The 25,872-nt window shown below is 59.8% G+C and carries 26 protein-coding genes; 16 read left to right on the forward strand and 10 right to left on the reverse strand.

Annotation, left to right across the window (positions count from 1 at the left end):
- Positions 1 to 13: 13 nt before the first annotated feature.
- Positions 14 to 1,120, reverse strand: coding sequence for an ABC transporter substrate-binding protein (locus KHQ23_RS02580; RefSeq protein ID WP_004147267.1), 1,107 nt, complete (start codon positions 1,118 to 1,120; stop codon positions 14 to 16).
- Here KHQ23_RS02580 and KHQ23_RS02585 point away from each other — a divergent pair.
- Positions 1,113 to 1,256: a hypothetical protein gene (locus KHQ23_RS02585; protein WP_004144596.1), complete on the forward strand. Its 144-nt coding sequence runs from the start codon at positions 1,113 to 1,115 to the stop codon at positions 1,254 to 1,256. The genes KHQ23_RS02580 and KHQ23_RS02585 overlap by 8 nt on opposite strands.
- A 439-nt stretch (positions 1,257 to 1,695) precedes the next feature.
- Here KHQ23_RS02585 and eutC read toward each other — a convergent pair whose 3' ends face one another.
- Genes eutC through eat form a run of 3 tightly spaced genes read right to left on the reverse strand, consistent with a single transcriptional unit; the run spans position 1,696 to position 5,246 of the window.
- On the reverse strand, positions 1,696 to 2,472 hold the full coding sequence (gene eutC, locus KHQ23_RS02590) for an ethanolamine ammonia-lyase subunit EutC (RefSeq protein WP_004183137.1): 777 nt from the start codon (positions 2,470 to 2,472) through the stop codon (positions 1,696 to 1,698).
- Positions 2,469 to 3,857, reverse strand: coding sequence for an ethanolamine ammonia-lyase subunit EutB (locus KHQ23_RS02595; RefSeq protein ID WP_032421057.1), 1,389 nt, complete (start codon positions 3,855 to 3,857; stop codon positions 2,469 to 2,471). The genes eutC and KHQ23_RS02595 overlap by 4 nt, the downstream gene beginning before the upstream one ends.
- 9 nt (positions 3,858 to 3,866) lie before the next feature.
- Entirely contained in the window at positions 3,867 to 5,246 is a 1,380-nt protein-coding gene (gene eat / locus KHQ23_RS02600) for an ethanolamine permease (protein ID WP_004177284.1), read from the reverse strand.
- Between the two features lie 62 nt (positions 5,247 to 5,308).
- On the opposite strand from eat, the gene KHQ23_RS02605 reads away from it, so the two are divergent.
- The 7 genes from KHQ23_RS02605 (at position 5,309) to tauD (ending at position 11,501) form a co-directional block, all read left to right on the forward strand.
- Entirely contained in the window at positions 5,309 to 5,437 is a 129-nt protein-coding gene (locus KHQ23_RS02605) for a hypothetical protein (RefSeq protein ID WP_073553416.1), read from the forward strand.
- An 82-nt stretch (positions 5,438 to 5,519) separates the two neighbouring features.
- Positions 5,520 to 6,929, forward strand: coding sequence for an S-methylmethionine permease (gene mmuP, locus KHQ23_RS02610; RefSeq protein ID WP_032421058.1), 1,410 nt, complete (start codon positions 5,520 to 5,522; stop codon positions 6,927 to 6,929).
- Positions 6,916 to 7,848, forward strand: coding sequence for a homocysteine S-methyltransferase (mmuM, locus tag KHQ23_RS02615; protein WP_032421059.1), 933 nt, complete (start codon positions 6,916 to 6,918; stop codon positions 7,846 to 7,848). Before mmuP ends, mmuM begins: the two co-directional genes overlap by 14 nt.
- A gap of 239 nt (positions 7,849 to 8,087) precedes the next feature.
- A complete protein-coding gene (gene tauA, locus KHQ23_RS02620) occupies positions 8,088 to 9,050 on the forward strand; it encodes a taurine ABC transporter substrate-binding protein (protein WP_002890192.1) in 963 nt (320 codons plus the stop codon).
- 11 nt (positions 9,051 to 9,061) lie between these two features.
- Entirely contained in the window at positions 9,062 to 9,829 is a 768-nt protein-coding gene (gene tauB, locus KHQ23_RS02625; RefSeq protein ID WP_004178719.1) for a taurine ABC transporter ATP-binding subunit, read from the forward strand.
- Complete coding sequence (gene tauC, locus KHQ23_RS02630; RefSeq protein ID WP_002890196.1) at positions 9,826 to 10,653, forward strand: taurine ABC transporter permease TauC; 828 nt, start codon at positions 9,826 to 9,828, stop codon at positions 10,651 to 10,653. The genes tauB and tauC overlap by 4 nt, the downstream gene beginning before the upstream one ends.
- Positions 10,650 to 11,501, forward strand: coding sequence for a taurine dioxygenase (gene tauD / locus KHQ23_RS02635; RefSeq protein WP_004147277.1), 852 nt, complete (start codon positions 10,650 to 10,652; stop codon positions 11,499 to 11,501). Before tauC ends, tauD begins: the two co-directional genes overlap by 4 nt.
- 167 nt (positions 11,502 to 11,668) lie before the next feature.
- Here tauD and KHQ23_RS02640 read toward each other — a convergent pair whose 3' ends face one another.
- From KHQ23_RS02640 to ampH, 4 genes are all read right to left on the reverse strand, one after another.
- Positions 11,669 to 13,387, reverse strand: coding sequence for a lysophospholipid acyltransferase family protein (locus tag KHQ23_RS02640; RefSeq protein WP_032421060.1), 1,719 nt, complete (start codon positions 13,385 to 13,387; stop codon positions 11,669 to 11,671).
- A 180-nt stretch (positions 13,388 to 13,567) separates the two neighbouring features.
- Positions 13,568 to 14,059, reverse strand: coding sequence for a transposase (locus KHQ23_RS02645; protein WP_004178721.1), 492 nt, complete (start codon positions 14,057 to 14,059; stop codon positions 13,568 to 13,570).
- 255 nt (positions 14,060 to 14,314) lie between these two features.
- Positions 14,315 to 15,289 carry a porphobilinogen synthase gene (gene hemB / locus KHQ23_RS02650; protein ID WP_002890201.1) on the reverse strand — a complete coding sequence of 325 codons (975 nt, stop codon included), beginning with the start codon at positions 15,287 to 15,289 and terminating at the stop codon, positions 14,315 to 14,317.
- Between the two features lie 106 nt (positions 15,290 to 15,395).
- Entirely contained in the window at positions 15,396 to 16,556 is a 1,161-nt protein-coding gene (gene ampH, locus KHQ23_RS02655; RefSeq protein WP_004147279.1) for a D-alanyl-D-alanine-carboxypeptidase/endopeptidase AmpH, read from the reverse strand.
- Between the two features lie 218 nt (positions 16,557 to 16,774).
- Here ampH and KHQ23_RS02660 point away from each other — a divergent pair, with 218 nt between their 5' ends.
- From KHQ23_RS02660 to KHQ23_RS02670, 3 genes are all read left to right on the forward strand, one after another.
- Positions 16,775 to 17,287 (forward strand): isochorismatase family protein, encoded by a 513-nt coding sequence (locus tag KHQ23_RS02660; RefSeq protein ID WP_072159388.1) that lies wholly within the window; start codon positions 16,775 to 16,777, stop codon positions 17,285 to 17,287.
- A 117-nt stretch (positions 17,288 to 17,404) separates the two neighbouring features.
- Complete coding sequence (gene sbmA / locus KHQ23_RS02665; protein ID WP_002890204.1) at positions 17,405 to 18,625, forward strand: peptide antibiotic transporter SbmA; 1,221 nt, start codon at positions 17,405 to 17,407, stop codon at positions 18,623 to 18,625.
- Positions 18,626 to 18,643: 18 nt separating this feature from the next.
- Positions 18,644 to 19,750: a DUF1615 domain-containing protein gene (locus KHQ23_RS02670; RefSeq protein ID WP_004183146.1), complete on the forward strand. Its 1,107-nt coding sequence runs from the start codon at positions 18,644 to 18,646 to the stop codon at positions 19,748 to 19,750.
- Here KHQ23_RS02670 and KHQ23_RS02675 read toward each other — a convergent pair.
- The gene (locus tag KHQ23_RS02675; RefSeq protein WP_002890210.1) at positions 19,747 to 20,049 is read right to left on the reverse strand and encodes a YaiY family protein; all 303 of its coding nucleotides are present in this window, start codon (positions 20,047 to 20,049) and stop codon (positions 19,747 to 19,749) included. The two genes, KHQ23_RS02670 and KHQ23_RS02675, sit on opposite strands and share 4 nt — an antisense overlap.
- A 252-nt stretch (positions 20,050 to 20,301) precedes the next feature.
- On the opposite strand from KHQ23_RS02675, the gene KHQ23_RS02680 reads away from it, so the two are divergent.
- Positions 20,302 to 20,505, forward strand: coding sequence for a DUF2754 family protein (locus KHQ23_RS02680; RefSeq protein ID WP_002890215.1), 204 nt, complete (start codon positions 20,302 to 20,304; stop codon positions 20,503 to 20,505).
- Positions 20,506 to 20,537: 32 nt separating this feature from the next.
- Here the strand turns inward: KHQ23_RS02680 and ddlA are convergent, their stop codons facing one another.
- Complete coding sequence (gene ddlA / locus KHQ23_RS02685) at positions 20,538 to 21,635, reverse strand: D-alanine--D-alanine ligase (RefSeq protein ID WP_211776819.1); 1,098 nt, start codon at positions 21,633 to 21,635, stop codon at positions 20,538 to 20,540.
- A 99-nt stretch (positions 21,636 to 21,734) separates the two neighbouring features.
- On the opposite strand from ddlA, the gene KHQ23_RS02690 reads away from it, so the two are divergent.
- The 4 genes from KHQ23_RS02690 to phoA all read left to right on the forward strand — a co-directional run bounded on the left by KHQ23_RS02690 (position 21,735) and on the right by phoA (position 25,866).
- Positions 21,735 to 22,418 carry an extensin family protein gene (locus KHQ23_RS02690; protein ID WP_032411626.1) on the forward strand — a complete coding sequence of 228 codons (684 nt, stop codon included), beginning with the start codon at positions 21,735 to 21,737 and terminating at the stop codon, positions 22,416 to 22,418.
- A gap of 169 nt (positions 22,419 to 22,587) precedes the next feature.
- Complete coding sequence (locus tag KHQ23_RS02695; RefSeq protein WP_002890219.1) at positions 22,588 to 23,787, forward strand: multidrug efflux MFS transporter; 1,200 nt, start codon at positions 22,588 to 22,590, stop codon at positions 23,785 to 23,787.
- Positions 23,788 to 24,085: 298 nt separating this feature from the next.
- The gene (gene iraP / locus KHQ23_RS02700) at positions 24,086 to 24,346 is read left to right on the forward strand and encodes an anti-adapter protein IraP (RefSeq protein ID WP_002890221.1); all 261 of its coding nucleotides are present in this window, start codon (positions 24,086 to 24,088) and stop codon (positions 24,344 to 24,346) included.
- Between the two features lie 89 nt (positions 24,347 to 24,435).
- Positions 24,436 to 25,866, forward strand: a complete 1,431-nt coding sequence (gene phoA, locus KHQ23_RS02705; protein ID WP_004232385.1) for an alkaline phosphatase — start codon at positions 24,436 to 24,438, stop codon at positions 25,864 to 25,866.
- Positions 25,867 to 25,872 lie beyond the last annotated feature (6 nt).

A 25,872-nucleotide genomic window follows, 5' to 3' on the forward strand; every position in this document is an offset into this window, starting at 1 on the left:
GCCTCGTCACAACTTAAGGGTTAACCACGGTACGAAACGCCAGCTTGCCATCTTTCACTTCGTTGATGACCGCGCTGCGAATGGCGTCGCCGTTCTGTAACGTCAGCGTGCCGGTCACCCCCTGGAAATCTTTGGTGGCGCGGATTTTTTCATTTACGCAGACCCGATCGTGGGGATCGCTGCACTGGTTCATGGCGTTGACGATGACGTTATAGGCGTCCGCCGCCATTGCGCCCCAGGTATGGGTCGGCTGCTGGTATTTGGCTTCCCAGGCTTTGATGAAGGTTTCCCCCGCCGGGGTCTGCTCTTTGGCGTTCGGCGAGTAATAATCGGTGGTCATATAGCCGTTGACCGCGTCTTTACCGACATCGAAGAAGACCTGATCCGCGGCCAGACCGTCGCCGCCCACCACCGGTTTGTTGAGCCCCAGTTGTTTAGACTGCACGGCAATCAGCGCCCCTTCGGTGTAGTAGATCGGCATGTAAATCATGTCGACATTCTTCGCCTTGACGCTCGCCAGCTGGGCTTTAAAGTCCTTGCTGCCGCCCGGGGCCTGGACCTCGATGGGAATGGTGCCGCCGTTTTTCAGGAACTGGGTGCGGAACGCTTTCGCCAGGCCGACGGAGTAGTCGTTGCTGCTGTCAAACACGATGGCGGCGGTTTTGGCTTTCAGATCGCGGGAGGCCAGATTGGCCCCGACCACCCCCTGGAAGCTGTCCGAGAAGCAGACCCGGCTGACGTAGGGATGGTTGCGGGTGACGCGGTCGTTGGTGGCGGTGGAGGAGACCAGCGGCGTTTTGCTGTCGTCGGCGATTTTGGTCATCGCCAGGGTGTTGGAGGAGGTGACTTCCCCGATCACGGCATCCACTTTATCGCTGGAGACCAGGCGCTGCATGGCGTTGGCCGCTTCGACTTTGTCGCTTTTATCATCGATAACGATAAGCTTGATGGTATCGCCATTTTTTAACGTTGGGGTGATGGCCTGAATAATGTCCAGCCCTTTCTGCGACGGCTGGCCATAGCCGCTGAGGGCGCCGCTCAGGGGTAATACCACCCCGATTTTAATTTCCGCTGCCTGCGCGCTGCTGGCGCCGACCAGCGCGGCAACCAGCGTGGCCATTAAAGACGCTTTCCCGGAAAACGATTTCATTGGTATTTCTCCGTCGGTCGATTATTTATCTTTAACCATCAATGACTGCATAACATTGAGGAATAATGCGCCAGCGTATCCGGCGAATTATTGGCTGTTATGTTGAATAGATAACGAGATATATACCCTAAATAATTCGAGTCGCATGAAGGCGGCAAGTAAGCGAGTCCCCAGACGCTTACAGAAGTAAGTGACTGGGGGAGAGAACGCAGCCAACGCACATGCAACTTGAAGTATGACGGGTATTTTTAATGCGCTGATTTACCTTACAACGTCCGTTTCGTTTTTACTCATGCAATATTCTTATTACCTGCAGGGAAGGGCATAAGGCTGGCGACAACACGGTTTTTGGTACGGTGAAAGCATTTTGCCGGGGGGCGACTGGCGCCTTACCCGGCCTGAAAAATACGCCATATAAACCGCTGGCACGGCTTCCGTAGACCCGTGCCAGCGAAGCGCCGCCGGGCAATTTCAGCACGCGGCGGAATATAAAGTCAGGTGCACAAGATAATATTAAAAATCTATTCTGCTGCTCGCGTGACTTATTATTTTAAAGGGGGCAACGGTTTTATTTTACCATGCAGCGCCGGATTATCGCTTTCATCTTTCAGGCCCACCCCGGTAAGCCGGCGCAAAAAAGCCTGCTCCAGCAGCCAGGCCAGTTTAAAGGCGGCGGCGTCATGGCTTAATCCCTCCGGCCGAATATTGGAGATACAGTTGCGCTCAGACTCCAGGCGCTGACGATGGGGCTGCCAGGTGAGGTAGACGCCGAGGCTGTCCGGCGAGGAGAGACCCGGTCGTTCGCCAATCAGGATCGCCACCGCGCGGGCTTTCAGGGTTTCGCCAATATCATCTCCCAGCGCCACCCGCGACTGATGCGCCAGCACCACCGGCGCCAGGCCAATACCCAGCGTCTGCAGATAGGGCAGCAGGGCGCGGATCAACGGCACCGCCTGGCGCTCTACCGCCCAGGAAGAGAGGCCGTCGCCGATCACCAGCAGCAGGTCGGCGGGGCGGACGCCGCTGGCGGCGAGGTCGGCGCGACTCTCATCGGCGAGCTGCCGCCCGAGATCCGGGCGCCGCAGATAGGTATGACGGTCCGGCGCGGCGCTGTGCACCGTCAGGGCCTCGAGGCCGAGCGCCGCCAGCGGCGCCACCAATTGTTGGCTGGCGAACGGCTGATGAATGGCATCCCGCGCTCTGGCATGGGCCAGACCAAAGTTGAGGACTTCGCGGGTCGGCAGACTGGCGCCGCTGCGCCCCAGGGCGATCCGCGCATCGGTAAATTCACGCAGCGGGTTCCAGGCATCGGGACGGTTCATACGGAGGCTCCTTGCGGCAGGACGGACAGCAGCGGATGGCGGGCGTCGGTGAGCCGCAGCGCGCCGTGCGGATCGATAATCTGCATCTTCGCCAGCCAGTCGGCGAACTCCGGGGCATGCTTTAAGCCCAGCAGACGACGGGCGTACAGCGCGTCATGGAACGAGGTGCTCTGGTAATTGAGCATGATATCGTCCGCTCCGGGCACGCCTATCAGGAAGGTGAGCCCGGCGGCGCACAGCAAGGTCAGCAGGGTGTCCATATCATCCTGATCCGCTTCCGCGTGGTTGGTATAGCAGACGTCGCAGCCGATCGGCAGGCCCATCAGCTTGCCGCAAAAATGATCCTCCAGCCCGGCGCGAATAATCTGCTTGCCGTCGTAGAGATACTCCGGACCAATAAAGCCGACCACCGTATTGACCAGCAGCGGTTCAAAGTGGCGGGCGACGGCGTAGGCCCGCGCCTCACAGGTTTGCTGATCGACGCCGTGGTGGGCGTTGGCCGACAGGCAGCTTCCCTGGCCGGTCTCAAAATACATCACATTGCTGCCGAGGGTACCGCGCCTGAGGCTCAGGGCCGCCTCGCGGGCCTCCTGCAGCATGGCAAGATTGATGCCGAAGCCGCTGTTGGCCGCTTCGGTACCGGCCACCGACTGGAACACCAGATCCACCGGCGCGCCGCGCTCAATCAGCTGCAGCGTATTGGTCACATGGGTCAGAATGCAGGACTGGGTGGGGATGGCGAAGCGCTGAATAATATCGTCCAGCATGATGTTCAGCTGCGCCAGCACCGGTAAGCTGTCGCTGGCCGGGTTGATGCCAATCACCGCGTCCCCGGCGCCGTACAGCAGCCCGTCGAGCATACTGGCGGCGATGCCTTTCAGGTCGTCGGTAGGATGGTTGGGCTGCAGGCGTACGCTGAGGTGGCCGGGCAGGCCGATGGTGTTGCGAAAGCGCGTCACCACCTGGCATTTGCTGGCGGCAAGGATCAGATCCTGATTGCGCATCAGCTTACTGACCGCCGCCGCCATCTCCGGGGTGATGGCGCGGGCGACCCGCTGCAGCGTGGCGGTATCGGTAGCATCATCCAGCAGCCAGTCGCGAAAATCGCCGACCGTCAGGTGACGCAGGGCGGCAAAGCCCTGCGCATCATGGGTGTCGAGGATCAGGCGAGTCACTTCGTCCTGCTCGTAAGGGATAAGCGGGTTGTCGAGAATGTCGGTCAGCGGCACCTCGGCGAGGGCCATTTTCGCCGCCATCCGCTCTTCGGCTGAGGTGGCGATAATCCCTGCGAGGGCGTCGCCGGAGCGGGCCGGCGACGCTTTCGCCATCAGCGTTTTCAGACTATCAAAGCGCCATACCTGGCCCGATAGCGTGGTTTTATACATGCCGCCTCCTCAGGAGACCGTGCGCAGTTGAGGATCCACTGGCGCCCGTTCACGGGCCGCTGCGGTTTTGCGGAACCACAGGTAGCCGCCGAGCATCATCGCCGCGAAAATCAGCGCCAACAGCAGGTTATACCAGACCATCGCCACCAGGCAGAGCACCGCCATGCCGAGGGCAAAGGCCGGCGCCAGCGGGTAGAGCGGGGCGCGGAACGGACGGATCAGCTTCGGCTCGCTACGGCGCAGTTTGAACAGCGCCGCCATGGAAGTGATATACATAACAATAGCCCCAAATACCGACATGGTGACGATGCAGGCGGTTAGCGGCATGCCGCTGATGGTGATCAGCGAGTCGGAGAAGATCGCGGCGATCCCCACCACGCCCCCGGCGAGGATCGCCAGATGCGGGGTGCGGGTGCGGCGGTTGAGGGAGGCCAGCCCGGCGGGCAGATAGCCGGCGCGGGCGAGGGAGTAGATCTGCCGCGAGTAGCCCATAATGATGCCGTGGAAGGAGGCGACGAGGCCAAACAGCCCCAGCCACACCAGCATATGCAGCCAGCCGCTGCCATTGCCCACTACCGTCTTCATCGCCTGGGGCAGCGGATCGTTAATATTGGACAGCGCGCGCCAGTCGCCGACGCCGCCGGCGAAGACCATCACGCCGATCGCCAGCACCGTCAGCGTCAGAATGCCGCCGCCCAGGGCGCGGGGAATGGTGCGCTGCGGATCTTTGGCCTCTTCGGCCGCCATGGAGGCCCCCTCAATGGCGAGGAAGAACCAGATGGCGAACGGAATGGCGGCGAACATCCCCGGCAGCGCCAGGCCGCTGAAGCTGTCCGCGCCCGCCCAGCCGTTAGTGGTGAAGTGGCTCCAGGAGAAGCCGGGGGCGACCACGCCCATGAACACCAGCAGCTCGAAGATGGCCAGCAGGGTGACGATCAGCTCGAAGGTGGCGGCGATGCCGACGCCGAGAATATTGAGCGTCATAAAGATCACGTAGGCGCCGCAGGCGACCCATTTCGGATCCAGCGCCGGAAACTGCACGTTGAGGTAGGCCCCGATGGCCATGGCGATGGCCGGCGGGGCGAAGACGAATTCAATCAGGGTGGCAAAACCAGCGATAAAGCCGCCGGTGGGCCCGAAGGCGCGGTAGGCGTAGGCGAAAGGGCCGCCAGCGTGCGGGATGGCGGTGGTCAGCTCGGTAAAGCTGAAAATAAAGGCGCAGTACATGGCGGCGACCGCCAGGGCGACGACCATAAACCCCATCGTGCCCGCCTGCGACCAGCCGTAGCTCCAGCCGAAGTACTCCCCGGATATCACCAGTCCGACGGCGATCCCCCATAAACGAAAACTGCCGAGCGTTCTTTTTAAGGTGGTGGTGTGCTCTGTCATACGTATTGCCTCGCCAGATAGAAAGGTGCTGAACGACAGGCTGCAAAGAGAGTGCCAGAACGTTGTCTGCCGCGATAAGGCGTCATTCCGTGGCGCGCCCGCTGGCGCTGCGCAAAAATGGGGCAGGCTGCACGCTGTCGGCGCGCACCCTGGTGCAGCGGCTTTGCTTTTTCAGCGGCGGCACGGTATAACACTTCTTCTTTTGGATGTTTAGATGTCTATACGTTTATACGCAGCATGACCCGGGCAAGCGGGCTGGCGTGAGAAAATAAAATGCAAAGCACAACACAACAACAAGGTGGGCAGCTGAAGCGCACCATGAAAACACGCCATCTGATCATGCTGTCGCTCGGCGGCGTGATTGGCACCGGCTTATTCTTTAATACCGGCTATATCATCTCCACCACCGGCGCGGCCGGGACGCTGCTGGCGTATCTGATTGGCGCCCTGGTGGTCTGGCTGGTGATGCAGTGCCTTGGCGAACTGTCGGTGGCGATGCCAGAGACCGGCGCCTTCCACGTTTACGCGGCGCGCTATCTTGGCCCGGCGACGGGCTATACCGTGGCGTGGCTCTACTGGCTAACGTGGACGGTGGCGCTGGGGTCGAGCTTCACCGCGGCGGGATTCTGCATGCAGTACTGGTTCCCGCAGGTGCCGGTCTGGATCTGGTGCGTGGTGTTCTGCGCAGTGATCTTCGGCCTTAACATCATTTCGACGCGCTTCTTCGCCGAAGGCGAGTTCTGGTTCTCGCTGGTGAAAGTGATCACCATCGTCGCGTTTATTATTCTCGGCGGCGCGGCCATTTTCGGCATCATTCCGATGCAGGATGGCTCCCCGGCGCCGGGCCTGCGCAATATCACCGCCGAAGGCTGGTTCCCGCACGGCGGCCTGCCGATCCTGATGACCATGGTGGCGGTGAACTTCGCCTTCTCCGGGACGGAGCTTATCGGCATTGCCGCCGGAGAGACGGAAAACCCGCATAAGGTTATTCCGGTTGCCATCCGCACCACCATCGCCCGGCTGATTATTTTCTTTATCGGCACCGTGTTTGTGCTGGCGGCGCTGATCCCGATGCAGCAGGCGGGAGTGGAGAAAAGCCCCTTCGTGCTGGTGTTTGAGAAGGTGGGCATCCCTTATGCGGCGGACATGTTCAACTTCGTGATCCTGACGGCGATCCTGTCGGCGGCTAACTCCGGCCTGTACGCTTCGGGGCGGATGCTCTGGTCGCTGTCGAACGAGAAGACGCTGCCGGCCTGCTTTGCCAAAGTCAATAAACGGGGCGTGCCGGTGACCGCCCTGTCGGTGAGTATGCTGGGCGGCGTGCTGGCGCTGTTCTCCAGCGTGGTGGCGCCAGATACGGTGTTTGTCGCGCTGTCGGCGATCTCCGGTTTTGCGGTGGTGGCAGTGTGGTTGAGCATCTGCGCCTCGCACTTTATGTTCCGCCGCCGCCATCTGCTGCAGGGTAAGGCGCTGAGCGATCTGCAGTATCGCGCTCCCTGGTATCCGGTAGTGCCCGTTCTGGGCTTTGTGCTGTGCCTGGTGGCCTGCGTGGGCCTCGCTTTTGACCCGAGCCAGAGAATTGCGCTGTGGTGCGGGATCCCCTTTGTGGCCCTGTGCTATGGTGCCTGGTATCTTACTCGTTCACGGAATATGACTCAGGAGCCCCAACATGTCGCAGACTAATCCGTTTACCGCCCTGCTTGCCGCCCAGCCTTTCGTGCTGCTGGACGGCGCCATGGCCACCGAGCTGGAGGCCCGCGGCTGCGATCTGGCCGACAGCCTGTGGTCGGCGAAAGTGCTGCTGGAGAACCCGCAGCTGATCCGCGATGTGCATCTCGACTACTTTCGCGCCGGGGCGCAGGTGGCGATCACCGCCAGCTATCAGGCCACTCCGGCGGGCTTTGCCGCGCGCGGGCTGGATGAGGCGCAGTCCCGGGCGCTAATCGGCAAAAGCGTCGAGCTGGCGCGCAAAGCGCGCGAGGCGTACCTCGCCGAGAACCCGCAGGCCGGTATGCTGCTGGTGGCCGGTTCGGTGGGGCCGTATGGCGCGTTTCTCGCCGACGGCTCGGAGTATCGCGGCGATTATCAGCGCAGCGCGGCAGAGTTCCAGGCCTTCCACCGCCCGCGCGTCGAAGCGCTGCTGGATGCCGGCGCCGACCTGCTGGCCTGTGAAACCCTGCCGTCATTCGCTGAGATCCAGGCCCTGGCGGCCCTGCTGCAGGAGTATCCCCGCGCCCGCGCCTGGTACTCCTTCACGCTGCGCGACGCCGAACATCTCAGCGACGGCACGCCGCTGCGCGAGGTGATGGCCGCCCTGGCGGATAACCCGCAGGTGGTGGCGGTGGGGATCAACTGTATCGCGCTGGAAAATACGCCCGCGGCGCTGGCGCATTTGCACAGCCTGACGGCCCTGCCGCTGGTGGTCTATCCTAACTCCGGCGAACATTATGATGCGGTGAGCAAGACCTGGCACCATCATGGCGAAGCCTGCGCCAGCCTGGCGGATTATCTGCCGCAGTGGCTGGCGGCCGGGGCGAAGCTGATCGGCGGCTGCTGCCGCACCACGCCGAAGGACATCGCTGCGCTTAACGCGAAGCGCTAAATTTTTGCCGGGTGGCGCTGCGCTTACCCGGCCTACATATTGCGCGAACCGGATGCTGGGTAAGGCGTAGCCGCCGCCCGGCGCCAACCATCTGCCACTAACTCACCGCACAAAACCAACTATCCTTTCCCGCTTTTGTTCTAAAAACGATTCGCTATTAGCCAGAATTTTTAATTACTTCATCTCCATCCTGATGCCGGAAATACTGCACCTATAACAACTCAGGGGAAGCAGACATTATGGCATTCACATCGCGAATTACTCTTCTGGCGGCGCTGGCTGTCGCCGCCTTCCAGGCGCAGGCGGTCAACGTTACCGTGGCGTATCAAACCTCCGCTGAGCCGGCGAAAGTCGCCCAGGCGGACAACACCTTCGCCAAAACCAGCGGGGCGACCGTCGACTGGCGGAAATTTGACAGCGGCGCCAGCGTGGTACGCGCCCTGGCCTCCGGCGATGTGCAGATCGGTAATATTGGCTCCAGCCCGTTGGCGGTGGCCGCCAGCCAGCAGGTGCCGATTGAAGTGTTCCTGCTTGCCTCAAAGCTCGGCAACTCCGAAGCGCTGGTGGTGAAGAAAAGCATTACCAAACCGGAAGATCTGATCGGCAAGCGCATCGCCGTGCCGTTTATCTCCACCACCCACTACAGCCTGCTGTCGGCGCTCAAACACTGGGGCATCAAGCCGGGCCAGGTACAGATTATTAACCTGCAGCCGCCGGCGATTATCGCCGCCTGGCAGCGCGGGGATATCGATGGCGCTTACGTCTGGGCGCCAGCGGTTAACGAACTGGAAAAAGAGGGCAAGGTGCTGACCGATTCTTCTCAGGTTGGGGAGTGGGGCGCGCCGACCCTTGACGTCTGGGTGGTCCGTAAGGACTTCGCCGAGCAGCATCCGGAGATCGTCAAAGCGTTTGCTAAAAGCGCCATCGACGCCCAGCAGCCCTACATCGCCAACCCGGAGGCATGGCTAAAACAGCCGGACAACATCAGCAAGCTGGCGCGCCTGAGCGGCGTGCCGGAAGCCGATGTCCCCGGGCTGGTGAAGGGCAATACCTATCTCACCGCCGCTGAGCAGGCGCAGGCGCTGAACGGGCCGGTCAATCAGGCCATCGTCGATACCGCGCGCTTCCTGAAAGAGCAGGGCAAAGTGCCTGCGGCGGGAACCGATTATCGTCAGTACGTTACTGACCGCTTTGTGAAGTAAAGGAGGCGGCGATGCTGCAAATCTCGCATCTTTCCGCTGACTACGGCGGTAAACCGGCGCTGGCGGATATCAACCTGACGCTGGAGAGTGGGGAGCTGTTGGTGGTGCTGGGGCCTTCGGGCTGCGGTAAAACTACCCTGCTGAACCTGATTGCCGGATTCGTGCCCTATCAGCACGGCAGCATCACCCTCGAAGGTCAGCGGGTGACCGGGCCGGGCGCAGAGCGCGGGGTGGTCTTCCAGAATGAAGGTCTGCTGCCGTGGCGCAATGTGCAGGATAACGTGGCGCTGGGCCTCCAGCTGGCGGGCGTGGATAAAGCGCAGCGCCGGCAAGCGGCGGCGCAGATGCTGAAGAAGGTGGGGCTCGAAGGGGCGGAAAAGCGCTTTATCTGGCAACTGTCCGGCGGTCAACGCCAGCGGGTGGGCATCGCCCGGGCGCTGGCGGCGAATCCGCAGCTGTTGCTGCTGGACGAGCCCTTCGGCGCGCTTGACGCCTTTACCCGCGAGCAGATGCAGACGCTGCTGCTGAAACTGTGGCATGAGACCGGCAAACAGGTGCTGCTGATCACCCATGATATTGAAGAGGCCATCTTCATGGCGACCGAGCTGGTGCTGCTGTCGCCGGGGCCGGGACGAGTGGTGGAGAGGCTGCCGCTTGATTTCAGCCGTCGCTTTGTCGCGGGCGAATCCTGCCGCAGCATCAAATCCGACCCGCGCTTTATTGAACAGCGGGAATACATTCTGAGCCGGGTGTTTGACCAACGGGAGGCTTTCTCATGAGCGTGGTACTGAACGACAAACCGCGTCAGTCGACGCTGAAGTGGCGCTGGCCGCTCTCCCGTGAGCTCACCCTCAGCGTGGCGACCCTGGCGGTGCTGCTGGCCGTCTGGTGGGCGGTCGCGGCGTTGCAGCTGATTAGCCCGCTGTTTCTGCCGCCGCCGGGCCAGGTGCTGCAGAAGCTTATCACCATCGCCGGGCCGCAGGGCTTTATGGATGCGACGCTCTGGCAGCACCTGGCGGCGAGCCTGACGCGGATCGTTATCGCCCTGCTGGCGGCAGTGCTTATTGGCGTACCGGTGGGGATCGCCATGGGGCTCAACTCGACGGTGCGCGGGATCCTCGACCCGCTGATCGAACTCTATCGTCCGGTGCCGCCGCTGGCCTACTTACCGCTGATGGTGATCTGGTTTGGCATCGGTGAAACCTCGAAGATCCTGCTGATCTACCTGGCGATTTTCGCGCCGGTAGCCATGTCGGCGCTGGCAGGGGTAAAAAGCGCGCAGCAGGTGCGGATTCGCGCCGCCCGTTCGCTGGGCGCCAGCCGGGCGCAGGTGCTGTGGCTGGTGATCCTGCCCGGCGCGCTGCCGGAGATCCTCACCGGGCTGCGCATTGGTCTCGGGGTGGGCTGGTCAACGCTGGTGGCCGCTGAGCTGATCGCCGCCACCCGCGGATTAGGATTTATGGTGCAGTCTGCCGGCGAGTTTCTCGCCACCGATGTGGTGCTGGCGGGGATCGCGGTGATTGCCATTATCGCCTTTTTACTGGAACTGGGTCTGCGCGCGCTGCAGCGGCGCCTGACGCCCTGGCATGGAGAAGTACAATGAGTGAACGTCTGAGCATTACCCCGCTGGGGCCGTATATTGGCGCGCAGGTGAGCGGGGCAGATTTAACCCGTCCGCTGAGCGACAACCAGTTTGAACAGCTGTATCACGCGGTGCTGCGTCATCAGGTGGTATTCCTGCGCGAGCAGAATATCACCCCGGCGCAACAGCGCGATCTGGCGCTGCGTTTTGGCGACCTGCATATCCATCCGGTCTACCCTCACGCCCCAGGGGTGGAGGAGATTATCGTCCTCGATACCCACAACGATAATCCGCCGGATAATGACAACTGGCATACCGATGTCACCTTTATCGACACGCCGCCCGCCGGCGCCATTCTGGCGGCGAAAGAGCTGCCGACAACCGGCGGGGACACCCTGTGGACCAGCGGCATCGCCGCCTGGGAAGCGCTGTCAGAACCCTTCCGGCAGCTGCTGAGCGGCCTGCATGCCGAACACGATTTCCGCAAATCGTTCCAGGAGTATAAGTACAACAAGACCGAAGCCGAGCATCGGCGCTGGCAGGAAGCGGTGGCGAAGCATCCGCCGCTACTGCATCCGGTGGTACGTACCCACCCGGTGACCGGCAAGCAGGCGCTGTTCGTTAATGAAGGGTTTACCACGCGAATTGTCGAGGTGAGTGAGAAAGAGAGCGCAGCGCTGCTGAACTTCCTGTTTGCTCATGTCACTAAACCGGAGTTTCAGGTGCGCTGGCGCTGGCAGCCGAACGATGTCGCTATCTGGGATAACCGGGTGACCCAGCATTACGCCAACGCCGACTATCTGCCGCAGCGGCGGATCATGCACCGGGCGACGATCCTCGGCGATAAGCCGTATTACCGGGCGGGGTAAGGCTTGTAGCCGGTTAAGGCATCAGCCGCGAGCCGCGGAGAAAAGCGGATGCTGCATTGCCCGCTGCTTCCCGGAGGCGTCGCCTGACGCGCCTTTTCCGGGCTACCGAACCGTCGGAAACGGTAGCCCGGCTAAGGCGCAACGCGCCGCAAGCCGGGAAAAAGCGTTTATGCCGATTTTTGCGCACCCAGATGCGCGCCAATATAGCGCTGATAGCGGTTCGCTTTCAGATAGGTCAAATCCACCAGCACCAGACCATCCACGCAGTTGTTGAAATCCGGGTCGCTGCCGAAATCGATAAACTGCACGCCGCCCGGCTCGCACACTTCCGAGTACTGCTTATACAGCGGGGGGATCGCGCAGCCGAGGTTGCCGAGCAGGGACTTCAGCCGGGCCAGGTCGTCGTTGTAATCCTCCCCGCCAAACTGCGCCAGCACGTCGGGCAGCGACGCCGGATAAGGGCGACGCGACTCCGCCAGCGGATGCGTCGCCGGGAACCACATCCGGTAGAATGCCACCAGCAGATCGCGGGCGGCGGGCGGCAATCCGCCAGAAATCGACACCGGACCAAACAGATAGCGATAGTGCGGATAGCGCGCCAGATAAGCGCCGATGCCGGACCACAGGTAGTCCAGCCCGCGACGCCCCCAGTAGCGCGGCTGGATAAAGCTGCGCCCCAGCTCAATGCCGTGCTGCAGGACATCGTCCATCCGCCCGTCGTAATGGAACAGACTGTAACTGTAGATCCCCTCCAGGCCGCGCTTTGCCAGCTGGATGGCCGTCGGCATAAAGCGGTAAGCGCCGACGATCTCGAGGTCTTCTTCATCCCACAGGATCAGATGCAGATAGTCGTCGTCATACCCGTCGATATCCCGCCGTTTGCCGCTGCCTTCCCCGACCGCGCGGAAGGCGATTTCCCGCAGGCGTCCCAGCTCGCGCAGCAGCGGCGCGTCCTCCTGGCCGTTGCGCTGCCAGAGGTAAATCACTTTACCATCGGCGGTGCGGCCCAGGCATTCGGCCTTGTGCAGTTCGCGTTTGAGCAGCGCCCGGTCTTCCGGACGGGCGATAGCGCTTTCGGTTTTAAACCGCCCCGGCAGCCCTTTGCGCAGCTGTTCAAGGTGCTGATAGCAGCGGCCGGTAAGTTCGCGAGCGCTGGACTGCGCATCGAACCAGCTCGACCAGGGGATCTGCTGGCCGATGCGCACCGGCAGGCTGCTGTTGCGCCGGCGAAACATCTGCTGCATCAGCAGGAGCAGCGGCAGGTTGTCGGAGACCAGCGTACTGGCGTAAAACAGGGCGCTGTTGCGGGCGTTAATCCACGCCGGCAGCAGCGGGGCGCGATATTTTGCCGCCAGCTTAATAAAGCCGGAGTGCCATTTTTTATCGCGGATGCCGCGACGGGTGAGGCGGGAGACTTCCCCCGCCGGGAAGAAGATCAGCACCCCACCGGCCTGCAGCTGCTGGTCCATCTGCTGCAGCGCCGCTTTAGCGGTGCGGCCATGAATATTATCTACCGGGATAAACAGCGAGCTCAGGGGCTCAAGGTGGGTGAGCATGCGGTTGGTGACCACTTTGACATCGCGGCGCACGCGGGATACCGCATACAGGAGCGCCAGGCCGTCGAGGGTGCCGGTGGGGTGGTTGGCGATAATGACCAGCGGGCCATATTCGGGGATTTGTTCGAGATCGTGCGCCGGGACGGCGCAGCGGATATTGAGGTATTCCAGCACCTGTTCGACCGTATCAAGCCCCTTCAGGTGGCGGTGACGGTCGGCAAATTGTTGAAACTCTTCCTCATAAAATAGCTTTTTTAACAGTTTCTTTTGCCAGGGGGCGGGCCTCGCCTGAGGCCACAGGTCATCGAGTACGTTGTCGAGACTAAACATAGTGGCTCCTCCTCCGTCCTGCCCAGACAGTAGAAGGTGGAGATGTCGTTCAGATTACAGTTGGGTGAAGTTTCGGTCGCAGCAAGCGAGGTTCCCCGGATAGCGGCGCAAGCGCCTTATCCGGGCTACGGTTGGCGCCGATTTGTAGTCCCGGTAAGCGTCAGCGCCACCGGGGAGAGGCTATCGGCGTTCACCGCAGCTAAGATCAAAGCTATCGCCAGCCCAATTTGGGGGATATAGCCCGCGCTGGACATCGCGATGAAAGGTTGAAAATGGCCAATCGATCACCCGGGTGACCCAGCCATGCTTAAGTGGATTGATATGGATGTAATCAACGTGTCGGCGGTAATCATCTTCATCGCGTATGGCATGCTCCCAGAAGCGCGGTTGCCAGAGGGGTTGTCGTTTTAACGTTCTGCTAAAACAGCCTTTGATATCTCTCCAGCGTGAAGAAAAATCGTCATCATTATGAGGTAGTGTCCAGATGCAATGCAGATGTTCAGGCAACACCACCCAGGCATCAATAATAAAGGGGCGATGTTGTTTAACAACGGCGACAGAGTAGCGCAATAATTCTATGTTTTCAGTTAGGTGCATGCTTCTACGGTCTTTAAGGTTAACAGTGAAGAACCAGGTTCCCCCCTTAATGTAATAACGTCGATAAGCCACCACAGGATCTCCTGGAATTCGGTATTTATGATGTGGTTTAACACGTTAGAAGGCGAAATCCGGTACGCCAAGGAGAAGGCGCAGAAGGTGGAAAGCGGCGCGCAAAGTTTTAGCTACAGATATTGGTTAGCGCCTGTCCCCGGATAGCGGCGCAAGCGCCTTATCCGGGCTTCGGTGTGGTGGTCGCGATAAATACAGCGCACCGGAGATGAGGTTTGGTAGCCCCGGTAAGCGCAGCGCCACCGGGGAGGGGCGGGTTTAACGGAGGATCTTTTTCTCGGCCAGATCGAGGGCGAAATAGCTGAAGATCAGGTCGGCGCCTGCGCGTTTGATAGCGCCGAGGCTTTCCAGAACCACTTTCTCTTCATCGATAGCGCCCGCCTGGGCAGCAAATTTGATCATCGCGTACTCACCGCTGACCTGATAGGCGCCGAGCGGCAGATCGCTGCGTTCGCGGATATCGCGCAGAATATCCAGGTAGGCGCCAGCCGGTTTCACCATCAGGCAGTCGGCGCCCTGGGCTTCATCGAGCAGCGACTCGCGAATGGCCTCCCGGCGGTTCATCGGGCTCATCTGATAGGTTTTCCGATCGCCCTTCAGCGCGGTACCGGCCGCTTCGCGGAACGGACCGTAGAAGGAAGAAGCGAACTTGGTCGAGTAGGACATGATCGCCGTATTGGTGAAGCCGGCGGCGTCCAGCGAGCGGCGAATCGCCTGCACTTGACCGTCCATCGCGGCGGAAGGAGCGATGAAATCCGCCCCCGCGGCGGCGGCGACAACGGCCTGTTTGCCAAGGTTTTCCAGGGTCGCGTCGTTATCCACCCCGTGGTCGCACAGCACGCCGCAGTGGCCGTGGGAGGTATATTCGCAGAAGCAGGTATCGGACATGACGATCATCTCCGGCACCGTGGACTTACAAATCCGCGACATACGCGCCACCAGACCATTTTCATTCCAGGTATCGCTGCCGGTGGCATCGGTGTGATGAGAAATACCAAAGGTCATCACCGAGCGGATCCCGGCGTTGGCGATGCGTTCGATCTCGCGCGCCAGATATTTTTCCGGAATGCGCATCACGCCGGGCATGGCCTCTATCGCTTTGTAATCATCAATTTCTTCTTCAACAAAGATCGGCAACACCAGGTCGTTCAAACTCAGTGTTGTCTCTTCAAACAGGGCGCGCAGCGCAGCGGATTGACGCAGGCGGCGGGGGCGAGTGATTAAATCTGTCATGGTTTGCCTGATTTTGTGAAATGAAAGACGATAGTGTAACTGAAATGGCAGCGGGATGTTTCGCCAAAACGATCGTTATGGCGCATCGGCGAAACCTTCCCCGGGATTACTGGCTGGCCGTCTGCATGTTGGGCTGTGCGCCGCTCAGCTCGCTGACCAGGTCGTTGATGCCATCGCTCATATTGTTGAAGCGGGTTAACGGCGAGCGGGTTACCACCACAAAGGCGCCAACGTTAGCCTGCGGATTCATCGCCATATAGGTGATAAACCCGCCGCCGCCGCCGGTTTTCTGAATAATCCCCGGATGGCCGTTCTTCGGCTTCATATACACCCAGCCGAGGCCCAGCGCGTCTGCGCGGCCCGGCACGTCCATACCAATCACCCGGGTCAGCTGGTTACGCTGATAAATCAGCGTCTGCATCCGGTCGGCCTGCTGGCTGCGGGTATAGAAATCGGATGACAGGAACTGCTGCATCCAGCGCATCATATCCCCCGGCGTCGAGTAGACTCCGCCGCTGCCGATCGCCGCCAGGGTGTTGTTGCACGGGCTGGCGCCTTTTTCCGGGATCATCAGCCGCTGGCACTGATCCGGTGACGGGGTAAAGGTGGTGTCCTTCATCCCCAGCGGCCGGGTGATCTGCTCTTCAAACAGCTGCGGATACGGTTTGCCGGCGGCGGTGGCGAGCGCGTCCGCCAGTAAATCGAAGGCCAGGTTGGAGTAGGCCGCCTGCGAGCCCGGCGCGGTCTTCAGGGTCGCGGTAGAGAGCCAGTTCCAGCGCTGCTGGCGGGTCGGCCAGACAAACACCGGACGATGAGCGGCGCCGCCAGGCTGCTCGCGCGGCAGGGCGCTGGTATGGGTCGCGAGGTTAACCAGGGTGATTGGTTTTCCCTGCCAGTCAGGCACCCGGGCGCCTGGCGGGGCGTATTTGCTCAGCGGATCGTTGAGTTTCACCACCCCCTGGTCGAGCAGCTTCACCAGCATCTCGCTGGTCATCAGTTTGCTGAGGGAGGCGATACGGATCACCGAGTCGAGCTGCGGGTGCTGATTATTCCCCGGGCGGGTTTCGCCAAAGCTGCGAAAAACACGCTGATTGCCATCGATAACCACCAGCGCCATGCCGGTGGCGCCGCTGCCGTAGTAGATATGATTGGCGTAACGATCGACCACATCCGAGGCGAAAACCGGGTCAACGGTAGGCTGTGCGGCCTGCACCGAGGTCCACGACGCCGCGCACAGCGCAGCAAAAATGAGCAAACTACGTTTCAACGGAGATCATCCATTAAATAAATAAAAAGAAGAGGGTATTTATACTACGAAGTGGCGCAGAACAAAGCGGGATTCACGACATTCCTGCAGGAAAAAGGTAACGGTGCGTAAAAAAGACTTTTTTACGCTTTCGGATACCGGCTTTTTTCGCCGGCGCGTATGATGACCGTTTGGCTGAAGGTTCGTGGGAGAGAACAATGACGGCTCAACGGGTAGTGATGGTCGTGGATATGCAAAACGGCGTGTTCGCCACGCCGCGTCTGGCGCGCGAGCGCTGCGTCGCGCAAATTAATCGTCTGGTGCGCGCGGCGGACAAGGTTATTTTCATTCAGCATGATGAAGCCGACGGCCTCGAAGCCGGCAGCGAAGGCTTCGCCCTGCTTCCTGAGCTGGAGCAGCCGGCTGGCGCGCTGTATGTCACCAAAACCGCCTGCGATGCCTTCTATCACACCTCGCTGGCGCAGGTGCTGGACGAACACGACATTCAGCAGTTCGTCATCTGCGGCTGCGCCACCGATTACTGCCTCGATACCACCATTAAAAATGGCGCCAGCCGCGGGTACGGTATTGTTATCGCGGAAGATGCCCACACCACCGCCGACCGCCCCGCCGCGCAGGCCGCGACGCTTATCGCCCACTACAATGAGGTGTGGCGTACGCTGACCATTCCTGGCAATCCTTTACAGGTGAAACCCACAGAAACAATTCTGCACGCATGGCAGCAGAACTAAGCTGTTGATATCCGGTCTTATCATTCGTCTGTCCCGCGAGGGCTCATCCACGCGGCGGCCGACGTATGCGTCGTACACAGCAATAGCAGAACGATAAGAAGTTAGCAGGAGACAATGATGTTTAAATCTTTTTTCCCCAAACCGGGGCCGTTTTTTATTTCTGCCTTTATCTGGTCGTTGCTGGCCGTGATCTTTTGGCAGGCGGGCGGCGGCGACTGGCTGCTGCGGGTCACCGGGGCATCGCAAAATGTGGCGATCAGCGCGGCGCGCTTCTGGTCGCTCAACTATCTGGTGTTCTACGCTTACTATCTGTTTTGCGTCGGCGTGTTCGCGCTGTTCTGGTTTGTCTACTGCCCGCACCGCTGGCAGTACTGGTCGATTCTCGGCACCTCGCTCATCATCTTCGTCACCTGGTTTCTGGTGGAAGTCGGGGTGGCGATCAACGCCTGGTATGCGCCGTTCTACGACCTGATCCAGAGCGCGCTGGCCACCCCGCATAAGGTCAGCATCAACCAGTTTTATCAGGAAATCGGCGTCTTTCTCGGCATCGCGATCATCGCGGTGATTATTGGCGTGATGAACAACTTCTTCGTCAGCCACTACGTCTTCCGCTGGCGCACGGCGATGAACGAGCACTATATGGCCCACTGGCAGCATCTGCGCCATATCGAAGGCGCCGCGCAGCGTGTGCAGGAAGATACCATGCGTTTTGCTTCCACCCTCGAAGATATGGGCGTGAGCTTTATCAACGCGGTGATGACCCTGATCGCCTTCCTGCCGGTGCTGGTGACGCTCTCCGAACATGTTCCCGACCTGCCTATCGTCGGCCATCTACCGTATGGCCTGGTGATTGCCGCTATCGTCTGGTCGCTGATGGGTACCGGCCTGCTGGCGGTGGTGGGGATTAAGCTGCCGGGCCTGGAGTTTAAAAACCAGCGCGTGGAAGCGGCCTATCGTAAAGAGCTGGTTTACGGCGAGGACGATGAAACTCGCGCCACGCCGCCGACGGTGCGCGAGCTATTCCGCGCGGTGCGTCGCAACTATTTCCGTCTCTATTTCCACTATATGTATTTCAATATCGCCCGCATCCTCTATCTGCAGGTGGATAACGTTTTCGGCCTTTTCCTGCTGTTTCCGTCGATCGTTGCCGGTACGATTACCCTCGGGCTGATGACGCAAATTACTAACGTCTTCGGCCAGGTGCGCGGCTCGTTCCAGTACCTGATCAGCTCGTGGACAACGCTGGTGGAACTGATGTCCATCTACAAACGTCTGCGCAGTTTTGAACGCGAGCTGGACGGCAAACCGCTGCAGGAAGCGATCCCGACATTACGTTAATCAAGACAAGGAAGCATAATGGCCGCACGTTTATCGCGCATTATTCCCGTTTCATTGACGCTGCTGGCGGCCATGGCGCTGAGCGCCTGTACCAGCCAGCAGGCTCCGGCGCTGAAAGAGGGCGAGAAGCCTGTTGACGTGGCGTCGGTGGTGCGGCAGAAAATGCCGGCCAGCGTCAAGGATCGGGAGGCCTGGGCGCAAGCCATCGCCACCGCGTTTGACAGCCAGAAGCTGGCGCCGACGGAAGAAAACGTCTGCTCGGTGCTGGCGGTCGCGCAGCAAGAGTCTAACTATCAGTCCGATCCGGTGGTGCCGGGGCTGAATAAAATCGCCTGGCAGGAAATTGACCGCCGGGCGGAAAAAATGCACATTCCGCCGTTTCTGGTCCATACCGCGCTGAAGATCACCTCGCCAAACGGTAAAAGCTATAGCGACCGTCTGGACAATGTGAAGACGGAAAAGCAGTTGAGCGCCATTTTTGATGACTTTATCGGGATGGTGCCGATGGGGCAGAAGCTGTTCGGTTCCCTTAACCCGGTGCACACCGGGGGGCCGATGCAGGTCAGCATTGCTTTTGCCGAGCAGCACACCTCCGGCTACCCGTGGAAAATGAACGGCACGGTGCGCCAGGAGGTCTTCAGTCTGCGCGGTGGCCTGTGGTTTGGCACCTATCATCTGCTGAACTATCCGGCCAGTTATAGTGCGCCATTGTACCGCTTTGCCGACTTCAACGCCGGCTGGTACGCCAGCCGTAACGCCGCCTTCCAGAACGCGGTGGTGAAAGCCAGCGGGGTAAAACTGGCGCTCGACGGCGACCTTATCCGCTACGACAGCGAGGAGCCGGGCAGCACCGAGCTGGCGGTGCGTCGCCTGGCGAGCCAGCTGGGGATGAGCGACAGCGAGATCCATCGTCAGCTGAAAAAGGGCGACAGCCTGGCGTTTGAGAAGACCGATCTCTATCAGCAGGTTTTCCGTCTCGCCGAGAAAAAGGCGGGCAAAACCCTGCCACGGGAGATGTTGCCAGGGATCCAGCTGGAGAGTCCAAAAATCACCCGAAATCTGACGACGGCGTGGTTTGCGAAACGGGTTGATGAGCGGCGGGCAAACTGTATGGCGCGGCGTTAACGGCGCTGACGCCAGCGCACGATAAGCGCCAGTACCCCGATGAACGTGCAGCCGATAAGGAAAGGGATCAGACCAAAGAGGGTACCCACGGCGAGGCTGATGTCGACTTGCGGACGGCTGGCGTCCTGGGCTTGCATCAGGCGTTCAAATACCCCCGGGGCGTGGATCAGCATGCTGAGCATCTGCGCGCCGGCCCAGCAGCAGATCAACACGAACAGCCCGTAGGCGACATGGCTGCCGGTCAGCGCGCCCCTTTTTTTATTTCCCAAAAGCGATTTTGAAAAACTGAATTCAGCCATAGGCCCTCCCACATCTGCGCTGCTGGTTTTTTCTCCAGCTCTATGTCAGGTATTCTGGCAGTCAGGGGCCATCATCAGTATCAGATTGCTGGTAATTGCCGTCCAGGAATAATCCTGTTTTCGCCGTTGTGTTAACCGCGCCACAGGAGCACAAAAGGGAGAGCGGCGTCGTAATCCAGCAACATTCTCCATATCGCTACAGACCGCCGCGGGCGGCTATGCGAAGATGCGTTTTTTGCTGTTGGAGGCCGCATGAAGCTCACTGATAAAATTCGCCGCGATTGGCACTACTACGCCGTGGCGCTGGGGTTGATTTTTATTCTTAATGGCGTGGTGGGGCTGCTGGGGTTTGAAACTCAGGGGTGGCAATCCTACGCCGTCGGTCTGATCACCTGGGTCATTAGCTTCTGGATTGCGGGCTTTGTGATCCGCCGCCGCCCGGCAGAAGAGGCCTGAGGCCGCCGCTGCCAGGCGGGGTAAAACGCGTTTTAGTTCATGGAGGTTTTCAGCGCCCGGTCCGCGGCATGGCGCTCCAGCGCCAGCTCAATCAGGCGGGTGATCAGGCTGGTGTAGTCGAGACCGCTGGCCTGCCACAGCTTCGGATACATGCTGATGTTGGTAAAGCCCGGCAGGGTGTTGATCTCGTTGATCACCACCTCGTTGTCGGCGGTGAGGAACACGTCGACACGAGCCATGCCGCTGCAGCCCAGGGTCTGGTAGGCCTGCACCGCGATAGCGCGAATTTTGTCGTTGATCTCAGGGGCGATAGCGGCCGGGACTACCACCTGCGCGCCCTGATCGTCGATATACTTGGTGTCGTAGGCGTAAAACTCGCTGTTGAGGACGATTTCACCGCAGGTGCTGGCCTGCGGGTGGTCGTTACCCAGCACCGCACACTCAATTTCCCGCCCTTTAATGCCTTGCTCCACCACCACTTTATGGTCAAATTCGAAGGCCAGGGCCACCGCCTGATGGTACTGCTCTTCGTTTTTAACTTTGCTGACGCCAACCGACGAGCCCTGATTAGCCGGCTTAACGAACAGCGGCAGGCCAAGCTTCGCTTCGACATCGGCAAAGCTTAACTGCGCGCGGTTGGCGCGGGTGAGTGTGATAAACGGGGCGACGGCGAGCCCGGCGTCGCGCAGCAGACGTTTGGTCACGTCTTTGTCCATACAGGCCGCAGAGCCCAGCACATCGGAGCCGACGAACGGCAGATTCGCCATGCGCAGCATCCCCTGCAGGGAGCCATCTTCACCCAGCGTGCCGTGGACGATCGGGAAAATCACATCGATCGCCGCCAGCGGTTGGCCGCTTTCGGCGTTAATCAGCTGCTGCGCTTCGCGGCCCGGGATCTGCGCCAGAGTCACCGTGGAAGGGCGCAGGGCAATGCGGGCAGGATCCTGTGCGTTGAGCAGGTAGTTGCCGGCATCGTTGATATGCCACAGCCCCTGTTTATCAATACCCAACAGAACCACATCGAAGCGCGATTTATCAATCGCTTCCACGATATTCTTCGCTGACTGCAGCGACACTTCATGCTCCGCCGACTTGCCGCCAAAAACGATCCCAACCCTCATCTTTGCCATTTCAACTTCCATCCAGATAACATCAAAGGGCATAACATACCATGTGAAACCGCTGCCTGGCTGCCATAATATTTACCTGATCAATTGACGGGAGTGGGCGTGAGAGGAAAGACGCTGCTGGTGCTGGCCGGGCTGCTCGGCGCGGGCCTGTTGGGATACCGCAATCTGCCGCCGCACCTGGATCCGCTGGCGCCGCTGGCGCTGGACGATCCCCCAGGCTGGCTGACGTCGTTTAAGCTGCGCAGGCTGACGGCAGACCAGTGCGCCTCCCTGCTGGCGGAAGCCAATCGCCGGCGGCTTATCGCCAGCCGGCCGGTGGCCGACAGCGAGGGAAGCTGCCCTCTGCGTAACGTGGTGCGGGTGGCGAATTTTGGCTCGGTGCAGCTGAGCAGTAGTTTTCTCGCCAGCTGCCCGCTGGCGCTGAGCAGCGCGCTGTACATCGAGCAGCAGGCGAAGCCGCTGACCCGGCAGCTGATGGCGAGCGATCTGCGCCAGATCGATCATCTCGGCAGCTTCGCCTGTCGCAATATTTACCATCGTCAACAGGCGCGGCGCAGTGAACACGCCACGGCGGACGCGCTGGACGTCAGCGGTTTCCGCCTGGCGGACGGCCGACGCGTCAGCGTCCTGCAGGGCTGGCGGAGCGAGACCTCGCATCCCTGGCTGGCGGCGCTGTTGAACAACAGCTGCCATTACTTCGGTAACGCGCTGGGGCCAGAGTACAACGCGGCTCACGCCAACCATTTTCATTTCGGCATGCGCGGGCAGGGCTTCTGCTTTTGAGCATAAAGCGCTATGAGCAGCCTAAATGACCAGAAAATGCTTCGTCAGGCTCTCATCCGCAGCCATAAAACACCAAACTCACCGCCAGCGCATCTATGGTAGTACACCAGTGGGATGAAATTGCTAAGCTAGATAATAATTGGCAAATCATTAATGAATACGCGTAGTTATGGAATCCTGGAAGGTTAATCTCATCTCCGTCTGGTTTGGTTGCTTTTTTACCGGCCTGGCGATCAGTCAAATTCTCCCCTTTTTACCCCTCTACGTCTCCCAGCTCGGCGTCACCTCGCATGAAGCGCTATCGATGTGGTCGGGGCTGACCTTCAGCGTCACTTTTCTTGTCTCGGCGATCGTCTCGCCAATGTGGGGAAGCCTGGCGGACCGTAAAGGCCGCAAGCTCATGCTGCTGCGCGCCTCGTTGGGGATGGCGATTGCCATTTTACTGCAGGCCTTCGCCACCAACGTCTGGCAGCTGTTTATCCTGCGGGCGATCATGGGCTTAACCTCCGGTTATATTCCCAACGCCATGGCGCTGGTGGCCTCCCAGGTGCCGCGCGAGCGCAGCGGCTGGGCGCTAAGCACGCTGTCGACGGCGCAAATTAGCGGGGTGATCGGTGGTCCGCTGCTGGGCGGTTTCCTGGCGGACCACGTCGGGCTGCGGATGGTCTTTTTTATTACGGCGATCCTGCTGACCATCAGTTTTCTGGTGACCCTGTTTCTGATTAAAGAGGGCGTTCGCCCGCAGGTCAGCAAAAGCGAGCGTCTCACCGGGAAACAAGTCTTTGCCTCTTTGCCCTATCCGGGGCTGGTGATCAGCCTGTTCTTCACCACCCTGGTGATCCAATTGTGCAACGGCTCAATCGGCCCGATTCTGGCGCTGTTTATTAAGTCGATGGCGCCGGACAGCAACAATATCGCTTTTCTGGCCGGGATGATCGCCGCGGTGCCCGGCGTGTCGGCACTGATTTCTGCGCCACGGTTGGGTAAGCTTGGCGACCGCATCGGCACCTCGCGGATCCTGCTGGCGACGCTCTGCTGCGCGGTGGTGATGTTCTTCGCCATGTCCTTTGTCACCACCCCGCTGCAATTGGGTACGCTGCGTTTTCTGCTCGGCTTTGCCGATGGCGCGATGCTCCCGGCGGTGCAGACCTTATTGCTGAAGTACAGCAGCGACAGCGTCACCGGGCGTATCTTTGGCTATAACCAGTCGTTTATGTATCTGGGCAACGTCGCCGGGCCGCTAATTGGCGCCTCTGTGTCAGCCATGGCCGGCTTCCGCTGGGTGTTTATTGCCACCGCCATTATCGTTTTCATTAACCTCTGGCAGCTGGCGTGGATGCTGCGCCAAACCCGCCGGGCTAACGCCTGAACCTCTGCTGACGGTATTTATTGCGATACCGTCAGCATTATTCGCCTCAGCGGATTTACTATTACTTTTTGTTATCGTCATGGCGTGAACGCTATTCCATTTTATTATTTTCCAGGCAATCTGGTTATAAGCAACCCCGGTCATGATTAAACAATACTATTTATAGTGGTATTTTATTGTGGTAAAACGTTTCGCTGTATATTGGGTGTTGCGATGATTCTTAATTTAAGTAATTCTGAGGTCCGTCATCGCGTATGACATCCCAATCAAAACAGGCCTCGCATAAGGAACTGGTGCTATGAAGAATCTCATTGCTGAGTTACTGGTTAAACTGGCGCAAAAGGAAGAAGAAGCAAAGGAACTGACGGTGCAGGTTGAAGCGCTGGAGATCGTGGTCACCGCATTATTGCGCCATATGGAGCATGATGCCCAGCAGGCATTGATTCAGGATATTGAACAGGCGATTGACCAGGTGACGCCCTGTCCTCCGGTCAACGACCATGATGCGATGCTGCTGCAGCAATATCTAAAGAAGCTGTTGCGGCATCCTCGTAGCTAGTCTTTGTGACACGACAAGGATGCCGTCATTTTTCTGTCATCTCCCTTTTATAAAGTCTCCCTCGTTTTGTTTTTTTAAGTATTTTTTACATGGAGATGACAAAAGTGAAATTAAGCGCCCTGTTTATTGCCCTGATTCCTCTACTGGGCTCGCCGGTTATTCATGCAGAAACTACTGCTGCGCCGGTTCTGGAAAATCGCGCTGCGCAGGGAGATATCACCACTCCTGGCGGCGCGCGTCGTTTAACAGGCGATCAAACCGAAGCGCTGCGCGCCTCGCTAATCAATAAGCCAGCTAAAAACGTTATTCTGCTGATTGGCGATGGCATGGGTGATTCGGAAATTACCGCTGCGCGAAACTATGCCGAGGGGGCGGGCGGTTTCTTTAAAGGAATTGATGCTCTGCCGTTAACCGGGCAGTACACGCATTATTCGCTGGATAAAAAAACCGGGAAACCGGACTACGTGACCGACTCGGCGGCCTCCGCCACCGCCTGGACCACCGGCGTGAAGACTTATAACGGCGCGCTGGGCGTCGATATTCATGAGAATGCGCATCAGACCATCCTCGAGCTGGCGAAAGCGGCGGGGCTGGCCACCGGCAACGTTTCCACCGCCGAGCTGCAGGACGCCACCCCCGCGGCGTTGGTGGCGCATGTGACATCGCGTAAATGCTATGGCCCGACGGTCACCAGCGAAAAATGCCCCAGCAATGCGCTGGAAAAAGGGGGCAAAGGCTCCATTACCGAACAGCTGCTGAACGCCCGACCGGATGTCACCCTGGGCGGCGGCGCGAAGACCTTTGCCGAAACGGCGACGGCGGGCGAGTGGCAGGGCAAAACCCTGCGCGAGCAGGCGCAAGCGCGCGGCTACCAGATTGTGACCGACGCGGCTTCTCTTGCCGCCGCGACGGAAGCCAGTCAGGATAAACCGCTGCTGGGACTCTTTGCCGATGGCAATATGCCGGTACGCTGGGAAGGGCCGAAGGCGTCTTATCACGGTAATATCGATAAGCCGCCGGTGACCTGTACGCCAAACCCGAAGCGTGACGCCTCGGTGCCGACGCTGGCGCAGATGACGGAGAAAGCGATTGACCTGCTGAGTCGCAACGAGAAAGGTTTCTTCCTGCAAGTCGAAGGCGCTTCCATCGATAAGCAGGACCATGCGGCCAATCCGTGCGGCCAGATCGGCGAAACGGTTGATCTTGACGAAGCGGTGCAGAAGGCGCTGGAATTCGCGCGAAAAGACGGTAATACCCTGGTGATCGTCACCGCCGACCATGCGCATGCCAGCCAGATCATCCCGGCGGATAGCAAAGCCCCGGGGCTGACCCAGGCTCTGAACACGCACGATGGCGCGGTGATGGTGATGAGTTACGGCAACTCTGAGGAAGAGTCGATGGAGCACACCGGCACCCAACTGCGCATTGCGGCCTACGGTCCGCATGCGGCTAACGTCGTCGGCCTGACCGATCAGACCGACCTGTTCACGACCATGAAAGCTGCCCTGAGTCTCAAATAAGTCGCT

The organism is Klebsiella sp. 64, assembly GCF_018223915.1.
GTDB classification, from domain to species: Bacteria; Pseudomonadota; Gammaproteobacteria; order Enterobacterales; family Enterobacteriaceae; genus Klebsiella; species Klebsiella pneumoniae.

Bases quoted from the DNA above. Each gene is read 5' to 3' on its own strand.
- KHQ23_RS02580 (WP_004147267.1), bottom strand. From the start codon at position 1,120: ATGGCCACGCTGGTTGCCGCGCTGGTCGGCGCCAGCAGCGCGCAGGCA.
- eutC (WP_004183137.1), bottom strand. From the start codon at position 2,472: ATGAACCGTCCCGATGCCTGGAACCCGCTGCGTGAATTTACCGATGCG.
- KHQ23_RS02595 (WP_032421057.1), bottom strand. From the start codon at position 3,857: ATGTATAAAACCACGCTATCGGGCCAGGTATGGCGCTTTGATAGTCTG.
- eat (WP_004177284.1), bottom strand. From the start codon at position 5,246: ATGACAGAGCACACCACCACCTTAAAAAGAACGCTCGGCAGTTTTCGT.
- mmuP (WP_032421058.1), top strand. From the start codon at position 5,520: ATGCAAAGCACAACACAACAACAAGGTGGGCAGCTGAAGCGCACCATG.
- mmuM (WP_032421059.1), top strand. From the start codon at position 6,916: ATGTCGCAGACTAATCCGTTTACCGCCCTGCTTGCCGCCCAGCCTTTC.
- tauA (WP_002890192.1), top strand. From the start codon at position 8,088: ATGGCATTCACATCGCGAATTACTCTTCTGGCGGCGCTGGCTGTCGCC.
- tauB (WP_004178719.1), top strand. From the start codon at position 9,062: ATGCTGCAAATCTCGCATCTTTCCGCTGACTACGGCGGTAAACCGGCG.
- tauC (WP_002890196.1), top strand. From the start codon at position 9,826: ATGAGCGTGGTACTGAACGACAAACCGCGTCAGTCGACGCTGAAGTGG.
- tauD (WP_004147277.1), top strand. From the start codon at position 10,650: ATGAGTGAACGTCTGAGCATTACCCCGCTGGGGCCGTATATTGGCGCG.
- KHQ23_RS02640 (WP_032421060.1), bottom strand. From the start codon at position 13,387: ATGTTTAGTCTCGACAACGTACTCGATGACCTGTGGCCTCAGGCGAGG.
- hemB (WP_002890201.1), bottom strand. From the start codon at position 15,289: ATGACAGATTTAATCACTCGCCCCCGCCGCCTGCGTCAATCCGCTGCG.
- KHQ23_RS02660 (WP_072159388.1), top strand. From the start codon at position 16,775: ATGGTCGTGGATATGCAAAACGGCGTGTTCGCCACGCCGCGTCTGGCG.
- sbmA (WP_002890204.1), top strand. From the start codon at position 17,405: ATGTTTAAATCTTTTTTCCCCAAACCGGGGCCGTTTTTTATTTCTGCC.
- KHQ23_RS02670 (WP_004183146.1), top strand. From the start codon at position 18,644: ATGGCCGCACGTTTATCGCGCATTATTCCCGTTTCATTGACGCTGCTG.
- KHQ23_RS02675 (WP_002890210.1), bottom strand. From the start codon at position 20,049: ATGGCTGAATTCAGTTTTTCAAAATCGCTTTTGGGAAATAAAAAAAGG.
- KHQ23_RS02680 (WP_002890215.1), top strand. From the start codon at position 20,302: ATGAAGCTCACTGATAAAATTCGCCGCGATTGGCACTACTACGCCGTG.
- ddlA (WP_211776819.1), bottom strand. From the start codon at position 21,635: ATGGCAAAGATGAGGGTTGGGATCGTTTTTGGCGGCAAGTCGGCGGAG.
- KHQ23_RS02695 (WP_002890219.1), top strand. From the start codon at position 22,588: ATGGAATCCTGGAAGGTTAATCTCATCTCCGTCTGGTTTGGTTGCTTT.
- iraP (WP_002890221.1), top strand. From the start codon at position 24,086: ATGAAGAATCTCATTGCTGAGTTACTGGTTAAACTGGCGCAAAAGGAA.
- phoA (WP_004232385.1), top strand. From the start codon at position 24,436: ATGGAGATGACAAAAGTGAAATTAAGCGCCCTGTTTATTGCCCTGATT.